Source organism: Mycoplasmopsis bovigenitalium, assembly GCF_900660525.1.
In the GTDB taxonomy this organism is placed as follows: Bacteria; Bacillota_I; Bacilli_A; order Mycoplasmatales; family Metamycoplasmataceae; genus Mycoplasmopsis; species Mycoplasmopsis bovigenitalium.
In genome coordinates, this window is the sequence record NZ_LR214970.1 from 755556 (window position 1) to 776098 (window position 20543).

The 20543-nt window shown below is 28.8% G+C and carries 21 protein-coding genes; 11 read left to right on the top strand and 10 right to left on the bottom strand.

The window, feature by feature from the left end; all coding sequences use genetic code 4:
* Positions 1-5: 5 nt before the first annotated feature.
* From EXC34_RS03315 to EXC34_RS03355, 9 genes are all read right to left on the bottom strand, one after another.
* Positions 6-4355, bottom strand: coding sequence for a PolC-type DNA polymerase III (locus EXC34_RS03315; protein WP_129687891.1), 4350 nt, complete (start codon positions 4353-4355; stop codon positions 6-8).
* A 117-nt stretch (positions 4356-4472) separates the two neighbouring features.
* Complete coding sequence (locus EXC34_RS03320) at positions 4473-4832, bottom strand: MG284/MPN403 family protein (RefSeq protein ID WP_129687892.1); 360 nt, start codon at positions 4830-4832, stop codon at positions 4473-4475.
* A 37-nt stretch (positions 4833-4869) separates the two neighbouring features.
* The gene (gene proS / locus EXC34_RS03325; RefSeq protein ID WP_129687893.1) at positions 4870-6300 is read right to left on the bottom strand and encodes a proline--tRNA ligase; all 1431 of its coding nucleotides are present in this window, start codon (positions 6298-6300) and stop codon (positions 4870-4872) included.
* Between the two features lie 123 nt (positions 6301-6423).
* Positions 6424-7479 carry an aminopeptidase P family protein gene (locus EXC34_RS03330; RefSeq protein WP_129687894.1) on the bottom strand — a complete coding sequence of 352 codons (1056 nt, stop codon included), beginning with the start codon at positions 7477-7479 and terminating at the stop codon, positions 6424-6426.
* Positions 7480-7488: 9 nt separating this feature from the next.
* Positions 7489-8358: a GTPase Era gene (gene era / locus EXC34_RS03335; protein WP_129687895.1), complete on the bottom strand. Its 870-nt coding sequence runs from the start codon at positions 8356-8358 to the stop codon at positions 7489-7491.
* Positions 8358-8750, bottom strand: a complete 393-nt coding sequence (cdd, locus tag EXC34_RS03340; RefSeq protein ID WP_129687896.1) for a cytidine deaminase — start codon at positions 8748-8750, stop codon at positions 8358-8360. Before cdd ends, era begins: the two co-directional genes overlap by 1 nt.
* 1 nt (position 8751) lies before the next feature.
* Positions 8752-9207, bottom strand: coding sequence for an rRNA maturation RNase YbeY (ybeY, locus tag EXC34_RS03345; RefSeq protein WP_004421128.1), 456 nt, complete (start codon positions 9205-9207; stop codon positions 8752-8754).
* 38 nt (positions 9208-9245) lie between these two features.
* Entirely contained in the window at positions 9246-9629 is a 384-nt protein-coding gene (locus EXC34_RS03720; RefSeq protein ID WP_129687897.1) for an MAG1140 family protein, read from the bottom strand.
* Positions 9613-11661, bottom strand: a complete 2049-nt coding sequence (locus EXC34_RS03355; protein ID WP_129687898.1) for an Mbov_0121 family peptidase domain-containing ABC transporter — start codon at positions 11659-11661, stop codon at positions 9613-9615. The genes EXC34_RS03720 and EXC34_RS03355 overlap by 17 nt, the downstream gene beginning before the upstream one ends.
* A gap of 111 nt (positions 11662-11772) precedes the next feature.
* On the opposite strand from EXC34_RS03355, the gene EXC34_RS03360 reads away from it, so the two are divergent.
* The 7 genes from EXC34_RS03360 (at position 11773) to EXC34_RS03390 (ending at position 17474) form a co-directional block, all read left to right on the top strand.
* Complete coding sequence (locus tag EXC34_RS03360; RefSeq protein WP_004421117.1) at positions 11773-12234, top strand: RpiB/LacA/LacB family sugar-phosphate isomerase; 462 nt, start codon at positions 11773-11775, stop codon at positions 12232-12234.
* Between the two features lie 115 nt (positions 12235-12349).
* The gene (locus tag EXC34_RS03365; RefSeq protein WP_129687899.1) at positions 12350-13399 is read left to right on the top strand and encodes a YihY/virulence factor BrkB family protein; all 1050 of its coding nucleotides are present in this window, start codon (positions 12350-12352) and stop codon (positions 13397-13399) included.
* A gap of 54 nt (positions 13400-13453) precedes the next feature.
* Positions 13454-14527 (top strand): DnaJ C-terminal domain-containing protein, encoded by a 1074-nt coding sequence (locus EXC34_RS03370; RefSeq protein ID WP_129687900.1) that lies wholly within the window; start codon positions 13454-13456, stop codon positions 14525-14527.
* 62 nt (positions 14528-14589) lie between these two features.
* Positions 14590-15069: a hypothetical protein gene (locus EXC34_RS03375; protein ID WP_129687901.1), complete on the top strand. Its 480-nt coding sequence runs from the start codon at positions 14590-14592 to the stop codon at positions 15067-15069.
* A 36-nt stretch (positions 15070-15105) separates the two neighbouring features.
* Positions 15106-15783: a (d)CMP kinase gene (cmk, locus tag EXC34_RS03380; RefSeq protein ID WP_004421043.1), complete on the top strand. Its 678-nt coding sequence runs from the start codon at positions 15106-15108 to the stop codon at positions 15781-15783.
* Positions 15773-17083 (top strand): ribosome biogenesis GTPase Der, encoded by a 1311-nt coding sequence (gene der / locus EXC34_RS03385; RefSeq protein ID WP_004421039.1) that lies wholly within the window; start codon positions 15773-15775, stop codon positions 17081-17083. The genes cmk and der overlap by 11 nt, the downstream gene beginning before the upstream one ends.
* 118 nt (positions 17084-17201) lie before the next feature.
* Positions 17202-17474, top strand: coding sequence for an HU family DNA-binding protein (locus EXC34_RS03390; protein WP_129687902.1), 273 nt, complete (start codon positions 17202-17204; stop codon positions 17472-17474).
* A 69-nt stretch (positions 17475-17543) separates the two neighbouring features.
* Here EXC34_RS03390 and recU read toward each other — a convergent pair whose 3' ends face one another.
* Positions 17544-18026, bottom strand: a complete 483-nt coding sequence (gene recU, locus EXC34_RS03395; RefSeq protein WP_096386777.1) for a Holliday junction resolvase RecU — start codon at positions 18024-18026, stop codon at positions 17544-17546.
* Positions 18027-18174: 148 nt separating this feature from the next.
* Between recU and EXC34_RS03400 the strand changes: the two genes are divergently transcribed.
* Genes EXC34_RS03400 through scpB form a run of 4 tightly spaced genes read left to right on the top strand, consistent with a single transcriptional unit; the run spans position 18175 to position 20539 of the window.
* The gene (locus tag EXC34_RS03400) at positions 18175-18477 is read left to right on the top strand and encodes a 4'-phosphopantetheinyl transferase superfamily protein (RefSeq protein WP_129687903.1); all 303 of its coding nucleotides are present in this window, start codon (positions 18175-18177) and stop codon (positions 18475-18477) included.
* 2 nt (positions 18478-18479) lie between these two features.
* Complete coding sequence (locus tag EXC34_RS03405) at positions 18480-19223, top strand: lysophospholipid acyltransferase family protein (RefSeq protein ID WP_129687904.1); 744 nt, start codon at positions 18480-18482, stop codon at positions 19221-19223.
* The gene (locus EXC34_RS03410; RefSeq protein WP_004421018.1) at positions 19216-19971 is read left to right on the top strand and encodes a segregation/condensation protein A; all 756 of its coding nucleotides are present in this window, start codon (positions 19216-19218) and stop codon (positions 19969-19971) included. Before EXC34_RS03405 ends, EXC34_RS03410 begins: the two co-directional genes overlap by 8 nt.
* A complete protein-coding gene (gene scpB / locus EXC34_RS03415) occupies positions 19961-20539 on the top strand; it encodes an SMC-Scp complex subunit ScpB (RefSeq protein ID WP_004421017.1) in 579 nt (192 codons plus the stop codon). Before EXC34_RS03410 ends, scpB begins: the two co-directional genes overlap by 11 nt.
* Positions 20540-20543: the final 4 nt, after the last annotated feature.

Here is a 20543-nt window from a genome sequence, read left to right on the forward strand (position 1 = left end):
TGAATTTAAAATAAGCGCATTTGGTCAGTTTCATCAAGTTCTTTAAAAGCACCAATATCTTGTAATTTTTCAACTAATGTTTTGTTAACTTTGCCTCTTAATGCAAAATCTTGTATTGAGCTAAATGGTTTTATTGACCTTGCATAAACAATAGATTCAGCAACAGCATCACCTAAGCCATCTAGTGATTTAAATGGCGGAATTAAGCATTTTCTTTGTTCATCAATTAATCATTCATGAGCTAGTGAACGTTGTAAATTAATGTTGTCAATGTATAATCCGCGCGCATAAAGCTCACGAGTTATTTCAAGAGTTGGAATTAAATCAGTTTCTTTAGTACTCAATTCATTTTTAGGGGTTGATTGAATTTTTACTAATTTGTTAGCTGAACGATTACCAAATTGAACATCAACCATGCTTTCAATATCAACTGCTTTAGCATGGGTTGCATAATACGAGGCATAAAACGCAAGTGGTTTGTGTATTTTGTATCAAGCAATTCATCAAGCCATTAAAACATACGCAACAGCATGAGCTTTAGGAAACATGTATTTGATTTTTTTCATTGATTCAATTTGCCAATCTTTAACATTATATTTAATCAACTCTTCCTCTTCTTGCTTAGAAACTCCTTTTCCTTTTCTGACTTTTTCCATAATGTCAAAAGCAAATTTATTTGGCACACCTTGTTCAACTAATTTTGACAAAATATCATCACGGCAACTAAATATTTCAGGGAGGGTCAAACCGTGATCCATTATTAAATCTTGGTTATTTTGAAGTCAAACGTCAGTTCCATGACTTAATCCGGATACAGAAACTAAATCTTGAAAAGTTTTGGGCTGTGTTTGCTGCAACATTTGGCGAACAAAGCTAGTTCCAAATTCGGGAAGTCCAATTGCACCAGTAGTTTCGCCGCCAATATCACTAGGTTTAATCCCCATTGGCTCTGTTGATGAAAATATTTTTATAACATCTGCATCATTTTTTGGTAATTCACTTATTTTGATACCAGTATATTGTTCAAGCATTTTAATGATTGTTGGATTATCATGACCAAGTAAATCAAGTTTTAAAACATTGTCATGGATTGCTTTATATTCAAAATGAGTAGTGAATCAAGTAGAATCAGTATCATCAGCAGGGTAATTAATAGGAGTGAAATCTAAAACATCATATTCTTTAGGAATTATAATAACCCCACCAGCGTGCTGGCCAGTTGTTCTTTTAACTCCATCCAGTTGTCTTGATAAATAATCCATAAAGTTTGTTGAATATTCTGTTTTTGTTTCCTCACAGAAGCTTTTTACATAACCATAACCAGTTTTAGGTTTTACAGTTAATATTGTTCCAGCTCTAAAGGTGTGAGTATCACCGAATATTTTTTTGGCTTCATTATGAACAACAGATTGAAATTCTCCCGAAAAGTTTAAATCAATATCAGGAACTTTATCAGCATTAAATCCTAAGAATGTTTCAAACGCAATTGAATGTCCATCTCTATCCATTTCGATGTCACAATTTTCACATTTTTTTGAAGGCAAATCGTAACAAGATTTTACACCATCGATATTTGCTAGTTCAAATTTTTTACATTTATTACACAAATAATGAGGATCTAATGGGTTAACCTCGGAAATACTTGATAGAGTAGCTACAAGCGAAGAACCTACCGACCCTCTTGAACCAACTACATATCCTTCATCAAGAGATTTTTTTACCAATTTGTGTGAAATTCAATAGATTACGTCAAATCCATACTTGATAATTGGAGTTAGTTCAGCTTCAATTCTATTTTCAATGTATTTAGGTAAATTATCACCATATTTTAGCTTCGCATTATTATAAACTAAATCTTTAAGTTTTGTTGAGGAATCATCAAAATTAGGTGTGTAAAGATCTTTTTTAATAACCTCAACATCTTCACACATGTTGGCTATTTTATGAGTGTTATTTATGACAACATCTTCTAATAATTTTTTATCTTTTAAAAAACTAAATTGTTCCAACATTTGATCAGTAGTTAATAAAGTTAGATTAGGAATTGAATCTCATTGGTCTCTTAATTTGTCAAATTTATGTAAATAGTGCCGAGTTCCGCCAATGCCTTTTGCGCTTACTAATATTTCATACACTTTCTTTTGATGGTTATCTAAATATTTAGCATCAGATATTGCAACAGGTATTTTTCCGTATTCAATTGAAGTTTCAATAATATCGGTCAAAGCAAATTCTAATTGTTCTCTAGTTATAAAATCATTTTTTATCCAATGTTCTAAACATTGTGGAGCTGGTATTTCAATATAATCATATCTTTGAATTTCTTCTATAAAACTCTCACGTGTTGAATAAAAATAATTATCCAAAAGTTTTGACCTTAATGACCCAGAACCAAGCAAAATATCTGGATCACTTTTTAAATCTTCAAAATAGGTTTTTGGTCCATAATTAAAATTTTTCGTTAAGCAATTGCTGATCATTGCAAATTGTTTTTTTAGACCATTTTGATTTTTTACAAGTGTACTAACAGTATAAGCAAAACGTTCTTTATATTTAATATCAGGTTCATATGATTCTAAGTCTTCAAACGTTTTTATGCCTTTGATGTTCATTTGATGCATTAACTCAACTCAAATTGAACCTAAAACAGCAGCATCATAGTCTGCCCGGTGAGCTACATTTGTATCATAATTAACACCTAAATTAGCAGCTAAATCACCTAATGAATGTTTTTTTCGCTCAGGAAAAATTAATCTCGAAAGAACCAATGTATCAATAACTGTAACATTTGGAAATTCCATATTATTTAATCTAAATTGTTCTTTTATAAAATTAAAGTCAAATTTAGCATTGTGAGCAATGGCAATTTTATTATTTAAATCATCATAAATTTTTGAAAGAGCAACTCTATAATCTAGACCTTTTGAATCAATGCCAAATTGTCCAATGCCAGTTAATCTAGTTGTTGAAGGTTTAATTTTTTCAGTTGGCTTGATTAAAAATTGAACTTGATTTGAATCAATTGAGCTGGGCTTAACAGTGTGTGAACCATACTCAATTAACTCATGGAAACGAGGACTTAATCCAGTTGTTTCAATGTCAAATGCCACAACTTCTGAATCAGAAATTTTACCAGTTGCCTTTTTTCCTAAAAACAAATTAGGTTTTTTTGAAAATGTTGAAAAACTAGCACCAAAAAGGGCTTTTACACTTGATTTTTGTGCAGTTTGATAAAACTTAGGGAATCCTTGAACAGCATCTAAGTCGCTTATAGCGATTGCAGGCATACCATACTTTTCAGCTCTTTTAATCAAGTCTTCTGGATCAATTAAACCATCCATTGTACTTAATTTTGAGCTCGCATGAAGCTCAATTCGTTTTTTTTCTGCAGGGCTTTTATCAATTGTTTCTTCAACTAGTGGAGAAATTGGACTTATTGAATCAGCAAATATAAATGCTTCAGCATTGTTAAACATTGACTTAGAAATTGAACCTGAAACACTAATTCAAGAGCCTATTTTCAAAGTTTGAAGAGCATTTTCATCTAAAATTTCATCTCTATATCATTTAACATTGGTTGCATCGTTATAGTCAGTCAAACTAATTAAATAAATATGTTTATTTTTTGATAAAGAATATTCATAATTGTATATTTTTCCTTGAATTACAACTTTGTCTTTATTCTCTTTATTTTTTAATTCAGCAATTAAACACTTCATGTAATTTCTTTGTGATCAATTACTTTTGGGAGCAAATTTTTGTGTTGTGTTTGTTGGGTTTGATTTATTGGCTTTATGCTTATTCAAAAGTTCTTGAAATTTTAGTTGATTTTGTTTTAATTGCTCTTCATTTTCGAAACTCAATTCAGCATATTCAACCTTATTAAGTACGGCCTTAATTTCAATTTTTTTAAAACCATATTCATGTAAATCATTGACAAGATTATTAACACAATTTTCAAGATCTAAAAAAGAGTTTTGATCTTGAAAAATTATTTCATTTTGAAAATCATTTACTGTTTTTAACTCTTTTGCTCAATTAATTTTTTGTAGCTTAATGTACTTATTTTTTGTCATTAAATATGATATAAAATTTACCAAATTATTCTTTTTATATTGAAGTAGGTCAAAAGTGTAAGTTGCTTTAATGTTATATAATTTTTCATTTAATATAGCATTGTAAAGAGCAAAATATGAAGTTACGGAAACTTCATCTTTAAAAATAATATCAATGTCCATTAAGTCAGTTTTCTTATCAATTGAATTGATAATTAACTCAGTTTGTTGCAAATCTTTTGGAATAGGAAAATTAATTGATTGACAAAATACTTTAAAACGCTTATTACAAATATCCATAATCCTCCAACACCAAAATTGCTACATTTAAAATAATACTAAATTTATTAATAATTTATTGTTAATAATAGAAATTGCCAATTACGAATTAAAATGGCCGCTTTTCAGCGGCTGTTTTTAGTCAAAATAATAAAAAATAAATTCATTTATCATTTGTGTTCTGCGTTTGTAATAAGTGGTTTTCGAACAGATATCTTCTCATCATTCTTTGTCTGAATCGGGTTTAAGAATATCTTTTTCCAAAATTTCCTTATTAGCATCACTCATACAAGTTAAAACTCTTTGCAAGTTTTCTGACACATAATCATAAAGATGTTTATTATTTAATTTTTCTTTAAAATTTTGAGATATTTTTTTATTGAAAGCTAGTTGCTTTTTGCGCTTTGCACGCGCAATTTCTATTAAACACAATTCCCTGATAGCTTTATATTTAGCCAACGGAGAAAGTGACGGACAAGTTAAATCGAATGCAAACATATTTTACTCCCATAAAAAAACCTAGCGAACTAGGTGGTTAATATGCTCTTGCAAAAACAACAAATCTTTTCGTAACTCTATTACATGTAATGCAAGGAGCATTTTTTGTTGGTTTAATAACTGTTTTAGGAATACAACGAGTTGTTGCTCCTGTTTGTTCCTTGATTAATTCTTCTTGTTCATCATGACAACAAAATGGTGCAAGAACGAATTTTTGTTGCTTAATTTGATTTTTAAACTCGTCGTAATTTAAAACTACAACTGTGTTTTCATTCAAACGATATTTTGCTTGCGTGTATAAGTTGTTGTGTATATCAACCAACAATTGTTTTACCGTTTGTTTAACTTTGTCAACTGGTAAAACAATTTTTTCAAGGGTGTCTCTTCTTACAATTGTTACTTGATTGTTTTCAAGATCTCTTGGGCCAACCTCTATTCTTAGTGGGGTACCTTGAATTTCAGAATTTGAAGCTTTAAAACCTGGATTTTTGTCAGTATCATCAAGACGAACTCTAAATGTTCTAGATAGTTGCTTTTTAAGATCTTTTGCAACTTTTTTGACTTTTTCGTTTTTATTGCCAAATAATTCTAAAATATCAATTTGAACAGGAGCAACACGAGGCGGAATAATTATCCCTCTATTATCACCATGAGTCATTATAATTGCACCTAACAAACGAGTTGAAACACCCCACGATGTTTGGTAGACAAATTCGCGATCATTATTTTCATTTTTAAACGAAATATCAAATGTTTTTGAAAAATTCTGTGCTAAATAATGACTAGTTCCAGATTGAAGTGCTCGCCCATCCTTCATCATAGCTTCAACAGTATAAGTTGTACATGCACCCGCAAACTTTTCTTTTGGAGTCTTTTTGCCAATAATAACAGGAATAGCTAAGAAGTTTTTCATAAATTTAGCATATAACGAAATCATACTTCTTGTGTATTGTCTAGCTTCCATTGCATTGTTGTGACAGGTGTGACCTTCTTGCCATAGAAATTCTCTACTTCTTAAAAATGGGTTAGTGGTTTTTTCTCATCTAACAACATTTGCTCATTGATTATAAATAATTGGTAGGTCTTTGTATGATTCAATTGAATTTTTGAATAAATCAGCAAATAAAACTTCTGAGGTTGGGCGAATAAATACTTTTTCATCAAGATCTGCATCTCCAACCTTAGTTATAGTTGCCAATTCTGGGTTAAAACCTTCAATGTGCTCTTTTTCTTTATTGAATAATCTTTCAGGAATCAAAAGTGGTAAGTAAACATTTTGAACACCATATTCTTTAAAATATTCATTTAACTCTTTTTGAATCATTTCTCATATTCCATAAGCATTTGGTTTGAATACCAATGTGCCTTTTAATGGTCCATAAGCAATTAAATTTCCTTGCTTAACAACGTCTGTATATCATTTACTAAAATCTTTTTCTAAAGGAGTAATTTTATCTAATTCTTTCATAAGTTTTATTATATACATTTTTTTAAAAATGGTACATAGTACAACAAAAAATCAATTTTTTAACCATTTTTTAGCTTTTTGAAAATAAAAAAGCCTTTTGTAAAAAGGCTAAAATTGATTTTTTTATTCGTCTGGGTTTGAAAATACAAAACGTCCTGTTTCAGTAACTAAAACGTCATCTTCGTTTCTAGCTCCACCAAGCCCTTCAATATAAATACCTGGTTCAACAGTAATAACCATTCCTGGTTCAAGAACATAATCTCTAGCTTTTGAACTAACTGAAGGAAGCTCATGTACATCAATACCCAAACCATGGCCTGTACCATGAGTGAAATACTGTCCATACCCTGCTTTTTCAATATAATCACGGCATATTTTGTCAATTTCACTTGCTTTAATTCCGGGGCGAACTGCATCTCTACCTGCTTTAGCAGCGGCGTGAACAATGTCTAAAATTTCTTTCATTTTAGGGTCATTAGGTGTGTCGTTACCTCTTTCATCTCACAAGATGAATGTTCTAGTTATATCGGCTGAATAACCTTGGTATAAAGAACCGAAGTCAATTTTTAATAAATCGCCAGCTTTTAATGGTTTATCTGTAGGGTGGTGGTGAGGTTCAGCAGAAGAACTTCCAGTAGCAACAATTTCATCAAAACTTTCTTTATCAGAACCATTCAGTTTTAATAAATAGTTAAGTTTTGCAGCAACTTGTTTTTCAGTAAATCCTGGTGTAATTCATCTTTTTAACTGTCATAAAGTTTTAAGCGAAATATCAACTGCTTTTTGAATTTTTTGAATTTCTTCTTCTGATTTTAAAATACGCAATTCTTGACCTAAAATGAATACTTCATTCTCGCTTTTTACAATCGATCTTAAAAATTCAAGTGTTTGAATATTCAAGTAATCTTTTTCGTATGCTACTGTTTTATATTGTTTTTGGGCAAAAAATTCTTTTAATGTACCACCTTGAAGTAATTTAACTTCAACATTTTTAGCATTATTTGTTGCGTACTCAATATATCTGCCATCAACAAATAAATAAGCTTTGTCTTTTTCAATTATTAAATAACCATCTGTTGTTTTAACTCCTGAGTATCAAAGTCTAGTTTGAAAAGCCTCAGAAACAATTGCATCAACTTTATGTTCTGCAAAAACTTTATCTAAATACTTTCTATTCATAACTCCTCCTTAGTAACCAAATTTTTTCAAAAATTTAGCATCATTTATTCATTTATTTGCAACTTTGACTTTTATTTTTAAGTCAACCTTGATATCAAACAAATTCATTAGTTGTTTACGTGCATTAATTCCAATTTGCTTAATCATATTAGCGTCTTTGCCAATAACCATACCTTTTTGCGAGTTCTTTTTAACAAAAATTATTGAATCTATCGTAATTTTTTCATCTTCTTCAATAAATTCGTTAACCTCAACTGCAATTGAGTGAGGCAATTCATCTCTTAGCAATTTCATCGCAGAAACCCTAATCACTTCTTTAGCAATAAAACGCATTGATTTATCAGTTATATAATCTTCATCATAGTAAGGTTCGCCAACTTCTGTGTATTTTTTTAATTCAGAAATTAACATACTTATTGAATCTGACGAAGATGTAGAAACAGATAAAATTTTTGTAAAACCAAGTTCTTTTAATTCCTCAATTTTTGCTGCTAAAATCGCTGGATCTTTAGCAAGATCGATTTTAGAAATAATGGCAATTTTATTGTCAAAATTAGCTATTTTTTCAATGATTGCCCGGTCTCCACCACCAATTGGTTCATTAATTGGTGTTAAAAATAAAACACAATCAACTTCTTGTAAAGCTTCATAAGCATTTTTGTTTAACGACTCACCCAACTTATTCAATGGTTTATGAATGCCAGGGGTATCAACAAAAACAATTTGGTAGCCTGGTTCATTATAAATTCCACTAATTTGGTCTCTTGTTGTTTGTGGGATATTTGAAACAATTGCTAAATCATATTTCAAGATTTGATTTAGCAATGACGATTTACCAACATTGGGTCTGCCAATAATTGTTACAATTCCAACTTTCATTATTTAATTTGTTCGCTTCTAATTGGTAAAGGTACCAATTCAACAAGTTTGTATGTTTTAAGAACATCACCTTTGCCATTATATAAGTGTACAAGTGCATCGTCAGCCATAAATTCAGTCATAACTTGTCTGCAGCCTGCGCAAGGTGAGATTACTGCTTCACCAGATGATATAACATAAATTTCTTTAAATGTGCCAACTTTTGCACCGTGCGCAACAGAGCCAAATAACGCTGATCTTTCCGCACATAGCCCTGATGGAAAAGCCGCATTTTCAAAATTAACACCTGGTCACTCTTTGCCATTTTCATCAATAGCTATTGCAGCAACCTTAAAATTTGATCAAGGACTATATGAATATTGCAATAATGATTTTAGTTTTTCTACAAACATTTTATTCCTCTCTTTTGATACCTAAAGGATCAAAAATTTTATCCACTATTTTATTCATTTTAATTCTTTCATTTTCTTCCTCATGGTCATACCCCATTAAATGAACTAGGCCATGAGCAAACAAATAACAATATTCTCTTCTTAGTGAATGGTTAAATTCAACAGCTTGCTGCTCAACCTTTTCATGACTTATAACCAGTTCACCAATTGGTAAAAAAGGCAAACTGTCATAAAGACTTGAATCACCAAAATCGAACGAAAGAATATCGGTTGGATAATTTTTTCCTCTATGTTCCTTATTTAGTTTTTGTATTTTTTTGTTATTTACAATTGAAACATCTAAAATTATTTGCTTTTTAATATCAAAATAGATTGCTAAATTTTCAAGAATTTGTTTAAATTCTTTTTCATATTTGAAGCTATTTCCATTTTCAATATTAATATTAATTTCAATCATAGTTTTATTATATTATTAAATTAAATATTCATATTAATTTATGGTAGGATTAACGACAATATTTTTGTTTGACCATAATAAAGAACTGCATCTAAATTAGTATTTTTTACAAGTTTTAAATTTTTTGGTATTGAACCAAAATTTATTGTCAAAGTTCCATTAATATTAGCAAAATCTTTGATGACTAAATCATAAAACTTTTGGTCATGCTTTATTGTTATTTTTTTACCTTTTTCAATATAAAATGAATACTTTTCGGGCGCTAACAATATCATTTTTTTATTTTCATCAACATGTAAATTTATATTAAAAGTTTTTTCAATTTCATAGTTTAAAACAAAATACAATAACCCAACGGTGCCTATAATCAATAAACAGCACACAACTCAAATTCAAGGGCTTATACTAGTTAGTTTTTTCAATTTTAACCTCCGCTGCATTTGAAATTATTTTTGCATTATGACTTATCTCAATAAATAATGCTGAATCTTGATAATTATTAATTGCTTTTTTTAATTTTTTATAAACGCTATTTTCAAGATTTTCAAACGCCTCATCCAGCATTATAAGATGAAATTTTTGTGTAAATAGTTTGAGCAAAATAACAAATTGCCTTTGACCTGACGATAAATTAGAAGCATTATTCGTCATGGTTGTAGAAAGGTTTAAATTTAAATTTTCAAGTATTTCATTTAGTTTAAACTTTTCTAAATTTTCATATAAAGTTTTTGTTTTTTCTATGTTTTGACTAGTTAGAAAATTATTAATTGTATCATTTGGCATATATATCTGATTGTTTAAAAGAATGGAGTTATTTAACAAGTAATTTTTATCAATTATTTCACAGGCGTTATTGTTAAAAAATAGCTTTCCTGAGAAATTGTAAAATCGCAAGTTTAATAATTTCAAAAGAGTACTCTTTCCTGAACCATTTTCCCCAACTAAACGAGTGTTTTTATCAATAAGCATGTTTAATTTTTTAAATATTGGTTTACTATGTTCGTAACCAAATTCAATATTATTTAATTGAATTGAGTCAATTTTACTTAATTTTATCCCTTGATTATCAAATTCTTTATGGTCAATGTTTAGCAAGAAATTAATCATATTAACATGTTTATCAATGATGTTTTTTGTCATTATTATTGCACTCAATGAAAGTGTTGGACTCACAAAAAAGTTTGATATAGTTAAAATCATTACAATTGTTCCAATGCTTATTTCATTTTTATAAAACAATAATGTACCTGTAAATACAATTATTTGAGTTAAATTTGCTAAAATGCAATCAACAACAAAATCGTTTAAATATTTGTTCTTTTTTAGAGAAAAATCTTGTTTTCTAAAATTTACAAATGAATTATTTCTAACAAGCTCTAAATAGTTTTTATCCAATGAATTATTGAATGATTCAAGGCAGTAAATACTATCGAATTCTTTTTGTGCATAATCGTGGCTTGACTCAATTTGTTTAGTGTAACTTTTCTCAAAATATAATTTGAATAATAAGTTTAGGCCACTCGCAATTAAACAAATTGTTGATATTATTAAAAATAACTTTAAACTAATTCATATTAACATTGAGCAGCTTAAAATGATTGTTATCAAGTCAGTAGAAAATGAGTAAATAAAATTGGCCTTATATTCAGAAATTAATCTTATATACCCTATTCTTTTTAAAATTTCAATGTTTGTTAGTTTTGATTTTTGGTCACTTTGAAGTTTAAGTAATTTTTCGAAAACAATTGATTTTAAATTGAATTCGATTTTATTTGCAATCTTTTCAACGATTATGTTTTTAATTAGGCTACTAATAAATCTAATTATGTTGAGCCATATAAAAGCAACAAAAGTTATAACTAATGCTTTGTGCATTTTATTGGGCAAAATATTGTCAAAAACAATTTTGACAAAAAATGACGTAGAGAAACATAAAATAATTGAAATTAGTGAAATCAATATAAGTCAAATATCATTTTTTGTCGGTACAAAATATGACTTAATTTTGTTTTCGATTTTTTCTAACTTTGAGTTAATTTTACGAGTTGATTTATACACAAAACTGCAAATTCCGGCGTAAATTTGTTTAAATTTTTCAAAGGATAATTTGGATTTTTTACCTGTTGAAGAATCCTGCACATATATTGATGAGTTTGTTATTTTTTCAACAACTAGATAGTGAGCAGACCCTTTATTATCAACAAGAGCAACAAATGGTAATTCATCGTTTTTAAATGTTATTATTTTTTCAAATTCAACTTCATATGAATCTAATTTAAGGCCAAACCTATCACCAATATTGGCCAAATTAGCTAAACTTATTCCTTGTTCCCCATATTGTGCCATCAATTTCAAGTTTTCTATTTCTACATATTCATTGTTAATTTTTTGTATTAAATATTGCAAGACATGTAGTCCGCAATCCTTTGTGTCATATTGCTTTGTTATTTTCATACAAATAAATAATGTGTTTTTAAAGTTTTGCCAATAAAAGGAAAAAATTATGAATTTTATACGTTTTTTACAAATATAATTTAAACAAATATTTCAATGAAAAGGAGAAACATGACAAAAAAAATAGTTGCATTTGCAAGCGACCACGCCGCAGTTGAGTTAAAAAATAAACTTGTTGAATATATAGAATCATTAGGCTATCAAGCAGTTGATTTTGGACCAAAAGACGAAACACAAAAAGAATCTTATTCTCTACAAGGCCACAAATTAGCAAACTATGTTAAAAATAATGAAGTTGAATTTGGAATTGGATTGTGTGGAACTGGTTTAGGTATTTCATATGCATTGAATCGTCACCACGGAATAAGAGCCGCAAGAATTGCAAGTGTAGAAGATGCAATGTTAGCAAAACAACATAACAATGCTAATGTTTTGGTATTAGGCGGAAGACAAGTTTCATTTGAATTAGCTAAACAAATGGTTGATGAATATATAAAAACTCAATTTGAAGGCGGAAGACACCAACAAAGAATAGAAGATATTGAATTATCTGAAGAAAACTGTGAATGTTAATTTACTAAATGAATTGTTTTTTCAATTAATTTAGTAAAAAATAATAATATAAATTAGCATTAGTAAAATTAATTTACTAACGCTTTTTTTATAAACTTTTATAATTCTATTAATAATGAAGAATACAAATAATGAAAAAATTTATACGGGTTTAGAGCTCAAAAAACTTAAAAAAGCCTATCGAAAAAGTAATAAAAAATCATTAATTTCAAAAAATATAATACCAAACGAGTCAAAAGGTTGGGTTATTGTAGAAACAATAATTAAATGATTTATAAAAATAATATTGCTTGTTTCTACACCAAAAGACAGTTGAAAAAACAAAAATAAAAGTCGAGAACTCATAGATAGAACTTATTCAAAATTCATTTCTTCAGATTCAGTATTTATTCCTATTTCCTTATCGTTTTATTTCTTGGTATCATTTGTGCCAATTTTAACTGTTTTAGTGTTGCTGCTTTCATTTATTTCTGATTATTCAACTGTATTTATTGATGTTATTTTAGATAGAATAATTCCTGGCTTAAAACAAGTTATAAAAATGCCGCAAGTAGGCCCTAGCACTGGTTTCCAATATACAACAATAACATTGTTGCTACTAACATCGACCTGAATTGGTTCAAACGGATGAGGAAGATTTATATATCTACAAAATTACATTTATGGACATGAATCATTAGGTAACTTTTTTATAAACAGAATTAAAGGTTTCTTAATTGTTCTTTCAATAACACTTTACCTTTTTATTATGTCTGTAATTTACATTTATTTTTATAAACTTTTTAGCCTTGAATTTGATTCAACATCAGAAAAAACATTTTTCTATATCACATTTTATATCTATTTAATTTTTGTTGTATACATTGGTTTTACACTATTATTCAAATTTTCTCCTTCGTTTAAACTTACTTGAAATTCAGTATTACCAGGCGTGCTTATTGCTGCTATACCCAACATTTTATTTATCTCATCTTTTGGATTTTTATCCACTCAAATTGATTATAAAAAATATGGCACGATTGGCACTTTTATGTATATTGCATTGTTTGTTTCTTCGGTTGCATATTTCTTATTTTTAGGCTTAATTGTGAATGAATCATATTATAAAACTTACTATTCATCATTCACTATTGCAAAGAATCAATTATTTAGAAAGAGGGTTTAACTCTTTTTTAATTTAATTTAGCACTCTTACATTCTTTGTGCTAAAATAATAAACATGAGTAAAAAAGACTATTATAAAATATTAGGTGTTTCGAAAAATGCGACTGACAAAGAAATAAAAACAGCATATCGAAAACTGGCAATGATGTATCACCCCGACAAACTTAAAGATGGTACAAGTGATGCTAAAATGCAAGAACTTAACGAAGCATACGAAGTTTTAAGCGATAAACAAAAACGCGAAAATTACGACCGTTATGGAAGCGAAGATGGGCCACAAGGTTTCGAAGGTTTTGGTGGATTTGGTGGATTTGGTGATATTTTTTCAAGTTTTTTTGGAGGCGGATTTGGCTCACAAAGAAATACTGGCCCAATCAGAGGTGATGATCAATTAGCATCATTAACAATAAGTTTCAATGATGCAATTAAAGGTATTGAAATAACACAACTTCTTTACAAATGAGAACAATGTTCAATTTGCCATGGAAAAGGTTCACAAAATCCAAGCGATATTATTACTTGTTCAATGTGTAATGGATCAGGGCATAGACAAATTCAACAAAGAACACCTTTTGGAATAATTAATTCAACAACAACTTGCAGCAGTTGTGGCGGACAGGGCAAAATAAACAAAAACCCTTGTTCTGGTTGCAAGGGCAATCTTACAAACAAGGTTCAAAAACAAGTTAAATTTAATATAGCTCCTGGAACTGATAATGGTGAAAGAATTAAAATTACAGGCTACGGAAGCAGAGGGGAAAATGGCGGCCCTAATGGTGATTTATACATTGAAATTAAGGTTCAAAAACATAAACACTTTGAAAGAGATGGTTTAAATCTATACTTAGAATATCCAGTTTCATTCATTGACATAATAAAGGAAAATAATGTACTAGTACCAACCCCATATGGAAATGAAACCATTAAACTTAAAAAATCATATCAAAACGGAAAAACTCTAATTTTAAATGGCAAGGGTGTTAGAAAATCTAATCGTGCAGGTGACTTAAAAATATTATTAAAGGTAGTAATTCCAGACCTATCCAATAGTGAAATGAATAAATTGGCAAAATCATTAGAAGAATTTAATGATACAACAAACACAGATTACATAAAGTCTTTTAACTAATAGCGCAAGCTATTTTTTTTATTAATATTAACATCTAATTATTAAATTGCTAAAATAATTGTATGAAAACCAAAAATGCCAATAAAAACAATGAATGATTAAAGGTTGAAAAAGGTAATGAATATTCACAAAAGTCAATGTTAAAAAGCCTTTTAAAGTTGGATCCCGAATTAAACAAAAATGTTAATTGATATTTAGAAAAAACTGGGAATTTTCAAATTATTAAAGAATTGGACGATTCTTTTGTTGAAAAATTTGAATCAAAATACCAATCTGAAGTTTCACCAATTGATACTGCAAAATTACTTGAGTTGCAATCAGAATTGTTCATATTTGAAACAAAACAACAATCTTCGCCAATTAACATTTTTAAATCAGTATCATTCCAAGACAAAGAAATTGAGGAATTAATTAATACACATATTGAACAAATTCAAGTTGATTCTGACTATGATATTGGCTTAGATTCAAGATTCAACAATAAAGACACATTGGTAATAGATGAATCCTCAGAAATTGTTATCAATAAAATTCAACTTTAGTATATTATTAAATAATATAAATATTTAGGAGTCGTTATGAGGAAGATTAATATAGCAATCGATGGACCGTCTGGTGCTGGCAAGTCAACAGTTTCGCAAGAAGTAGCAAGAAGATTAGGTTACACTTTTTTAAGTTCAGGTAGTGTTTATAGAGCTATCGCTTTTGTTATCCACGAGTTAAAAATTGATCACAAAAATGAGCAAGAAGTTAATAAATGTTTAGACGATAAAATTTTAAATATCCATTTAGCGGAAGGACAAAGAATTTTTGCAGGCTCAAAAGATATAACTCAACTAATTAGAGCTGATCACATTTCAAAAATTTCGTCTGATATTGCTATATACAAAGATGTTCGTAAATATGTTGTTGACTACATACAAAGAATAACAAAAGCAAGCAAGGGTTACATTATGGATGGCAGGGATACTACTTACAGAATTATGCCTTATGCTGAAATTAAAATCTTTTTAACCGCTACTCCCGAAGAAAGAGCTAATCGAAGAATTCTTCAAAATAAGGAATTAGGATACGAAACAAATTTCGATGACGTGCTAAAAGCAGTCATCGAGCGAGACTACCAAGATACAACCAGAAAAAATGACCCCTTAATGAAAGTTGAAGATGCAAAATTAATCGATTGTACCGACATGAGCTTTGAAAAAGTTGTTTTAACAATTATTGAAATGATTAAGGAAGCAGTAAATGAGAAATAATGTAATTGCAATAATTGGCAAACCAAATGTTGGTAAAAGTACTTTATTTAATCGTTTAATTGGCAAACGTAGTTCTATTACTTATGATGAACCCGGCGTTACTCGTGACCGCTTATATGAAACTTTTGATTGAAATGGCAAAGAAATTAAAATAATTGACACAGGCGGAATTGAAATTGAAAATAGACCTTTTCAAGAGCAAATCAGAGTTCAAGCCCAAATTGCTATTGATGAAGCTAATGTAATAATTTTTATGGTTGATGGATCAAGTGAAATTACAAATGATGACCAAATGATATTAAGCATTCTAAGAAAAAGCGGCAAACCAATAATTGTTGTTGCTAATAAACTAGACAATATTGACATGTTTAATTGATCATGGTATTCACTTGGTGTTGAGAATATTTTTAGAATTAGTGCACAACATGGTCATGGGATTGGTGATGTACTTGATGAGTGTTTGAAAAATTTAAATTTAGATGATTTAAAAACTGAGAAAAATTTCAAACTATCCATCATTGGTCGACCAAACTCAGGGAAAAGTTCTCTATTAAATTTATTAGCTGGTGAAGAACGCTCAATTGTTAGTGATATCGCCGGAACAACTCGTGATGCAGTTAAAACTTTTATAACAATAAAAAATCAAAATTTTGAAGTTGTTGACACTGCGGGAATTACTAAAAAAAGCAAAATCGTCGATATGATTGATAAATATGCATTAATGCGTGCAATCAGCGCTCTTGATGAATCGGATTTATCAATCATAATGATTGATTCTACAAAAGAATTGAGTCATTTTGACTCAAGAATTATTGGTTATGCTCTTGAAAATTCCAAGCCAATAATTATTGTTGTAAACAAGTGAGATTTAATTGAAAAAGAAACAAACACAATGGCAAATTTTGAAAAAAATATGCGCAATAAATTTCATTTTGTTCCTTGAGTTCCATTTTGCTTCGTCTCAGTATTGCATAATAAAAGAATAGACAAACTTTTAGACACAATAATTAAAGTTAAAGAAAATCTTGAACGCGATATTAAACCTTCATTGCTTTCTAACCTAATTAGAGAAACTCAACTTATTCAACCCGCAGCACCTTATAATGGCGGACGTTTAAATATTTATTTTGCACGTAAATTCATTGATTCAAGAATTCCTACATTTGTTTTTTATGTTAATAACAAAAAATTCTTGCATTGAAGCTACGAAAGATATCTTGAAAAACAAATACGCCAAATGATTGATTTTACTGGATGTCCAATAAAGTTAATATTTAAAAATAAATCAGGTTTAGAATAAATATGGAATAATGGCCATATTTTTTCTTTTCACATTGAAAATTCAATCTTTATAAAAATTAATGAATATTTTTTAAAAAATTAAATAAAATTAAATAAATACATAATGAAAGGAAAATATGACAAAAAAAGAATTCATAATTGAAGTTGCGGAAAAAATGGACGTGCCAGTTAGAATTGTAAATGAGTTTTTTGATAAATTTGTTTTAGTTCTTAAAGACCGCTTAGTTGAAGGAGAAAAAGTTCAACTAAGTGCTCTAGGTACTTTTGAAACAACTGAAAGAGCCGGCAGAACTTCAATAAACCCATTCACAAAAGAAACAGTTAAAATCGAACCTAAAAAAGTTATTAAATTCAAACCTTCTAAATTCCTTAAGGAAACAGTTAAATAATTCTTAATAAAACATCCGAAGCGATGTTTTATTTTTTTACCAAACATACTACAAAAACTATTCAAAAAGTTAAATTGAATGAAGATATGGTAAAAAATCAATAATACCAGGAAAAGTTAATTCAATATAGAATCCAGCTTGCTTTATTTCCTCATATGACCAAGATTTTTTTCAATGTTCCGCAAAATACCTTGCAGGTATTAAATAAAACTCATCGACATTTGAAAAAAGAACTATAAAAAACGCAATACCATTCATTTCATTAACTTTTTTAAGATACTCTATTTGGTGTTTTAATATATTTGATGCTGGGAGTCTATTTTCGTTAGTTGTTTTTGCTTCAAAAGCAATAAAACTACCTTTGTAACAACCTATATAATCGACTGTACTCTTTTTAAATACATATGCGCCTGTAAGTTTATTATTTTCATTTACTTTAGCAAATTTAATTGGTAAAGTCTTTTTCTCAATAAGAGCCTCATTATGTTGTTCATAATGATTTATTGTTTGATTGATAATTTTTTCTAGTAGCATTCCTCTGTTTTTGTTCATAAAATACAATTAATTATTTTTTGGAAAAAGCAATAAAAAGGAATTTTTTATTAAAATTATTCAAAAATTACAATCAATTAACAAAAATTATCAAACTTAATTAATATTAATATATATCTAAATATTAAAATTTAATTATAATTACAATATGAAAATTGGAGTTGATATTACCAGTATTTCTAGGTTTAAACAGTTAACACCTGGATTTGAAAAACGATTTTGTCATATTGATGAATTAAAGAGGTTAGAAACACAAGTTGATAAGGCTCATTATCTAGCAAGTTTATGAGCAATTAAAGAAGCGCTTTTTAAAGCTGATAATTCATTGTGTTTTTTTGACCAAATAAATATCCAAAAAAATAATGGCGTGTGAGTATATAAAGATTGAAAAATATTAACTTCTAATGAACAAGATTTAGTTGTTGCATTTGTAGCAACAGATAAGGAGTAACAATGAGCTTTAATTTAAAGATGATATTTCTATGATGACATTTTTTATGATGTATGTGAAGTCTTAAATCTCTTGCAAACAGATACAAAAGAATGCCCGAAGACACACCTCCACAGCTTCGCAATGATCAAGTATTAAAAAGAGCTAAACAATTATTGTGATATTTCAATGTGAATATTGAAGTAAAAGGTTACGAAAACTTGCCAAAAGGACCTTCATTGTTATTACCAAATCATAAATCAAGTTTTGACCCTTTCATTGTTTTAGCAGCACTTGAACATAAAGATAAGAAATTAATGGGTAAAAATAGAATTCCTACATTTATTGCCAAAATTGAATTAAAAAGAAGAAAAATTATCAAATCAATCCTTGAAATATTAGATACTTTTTTCATTAATCGTAGCAATATTCGCCAGTCAATAAAAACATTAGATGAATTTGGCGAATTTGTAAAAACCAATAAAACATCAGGAGTTATTTTCCCGGAAGGCACAAGAATTAACGAAGAGTCATTAGGTGAATTCAAAGCTGGTGCACTAAGAGTTGCTAAAAAATATTATTTACCTATAGTTCCAGTAGCAATAAGCGACACAAGACAAGTTTTAAACAAAAACAGATGTAAAAAAATAAAAGTTAAAATCGAATTTTTAAAACCTATTAAGCAAAACGAATTTATAACAATGGATAACCATGTTGTTTTAAATAAAGTTAAAAAACAAATTGAAGAGAGATTATTAAATGGATAATTTATACATTAATGACAACAAAAAATTCGACATAAAAATTGAAAACTTTGATGGGCCCCTTGATTTGCTTTTAAGTCTTGTTCAAGATAAGCACAAAGATATCATGGACATCGATGTTGCTCAGTTGGCTAGCGCATATTTATCAATTATTCAAGATTTGCAAGATCACGAAATTGATTTAGCAAGCGAATATTTGGTTATGGCAGCAACCTTACTTGCTTTAAAAACCAAAATGATTCTTTATACCCCTGATGAAAAACCAGAAATTGAAGAAGACAAAAGGGAAATTTTAAGAAGACTTTACGAATATCAACAATTTAAAGAAGTTTCTAAAGCTTTGCGTGAACGCGAAGAATCCAGAAAAGAAATTTTCATTAAATCTCCGAGCGATATTGAAGAATTTTTAATTGATGATGACAAAACACAACTTGACGGTCATTCAAATCCATTAAAATTAATAACAATTTTAAGAAAAATGTTTGAGCGAACTTATGCTCAAAAGTTAAGAAAAACCAAATTAGACCACTTTCAATTAACACCACAAGATCAAATACCTTTTATACTTGATCTATTCAAAAAATACAATGAAGTTACATTCGAAATGATTTTTTCACAACCTTCAATGGATCACTTTGTAATTACTTTTATCGCAATTTTAGTACTAGTTAAATCTCAAAAAATTGTTCTAGAACAAAAAGAACAATTTGGCACAATAACATTCAAAAAAGGACCTGATTATGAAAAATAATATTTTAGAAGCTCTACTTTATGTTCAAGGTGATGAAGGATTAAATCTTGAACAAGTTAAAGAAATTTTCAATCTAAATACAGTTCAAGAAGCAAAAAAAGTTATGAATGACTTCACAAAAGACTACAATAATCGAGATGGTGCTTTAAAAGTTGTAATTTTCAATGAAGTTTACAAGCTAGCAACAAGAGAAACATACAAAGACTACATAACAAAACTAGTTCAAGTTGTCAAAAAACATCGTTTATCTAACGCCGCTATTGAGGTGGCTGGTATTGTTGCATACAAACAACCAGTTACTCGTTCAATGGTTAATAACATTCGTGGTGTTGCAAGTGAACAAGTTATGAACACTTTGCTTGCAAAAGGAGTTATTGAGGAAGTTGGAATTAGCCCCACTCCAGGGAACCCCGTTTTATACGGAATAACAAACAAATTTTATGATTATTTCAGAATTAGAACAATGGGCGATTTACCAAAATTGACAGAGTTTAACTATATTGATGGTGTAGAATCAGAAAACGAAGACGAATTTAACTTCTTTGACTCACAAAGATCAGATAATTAATAGT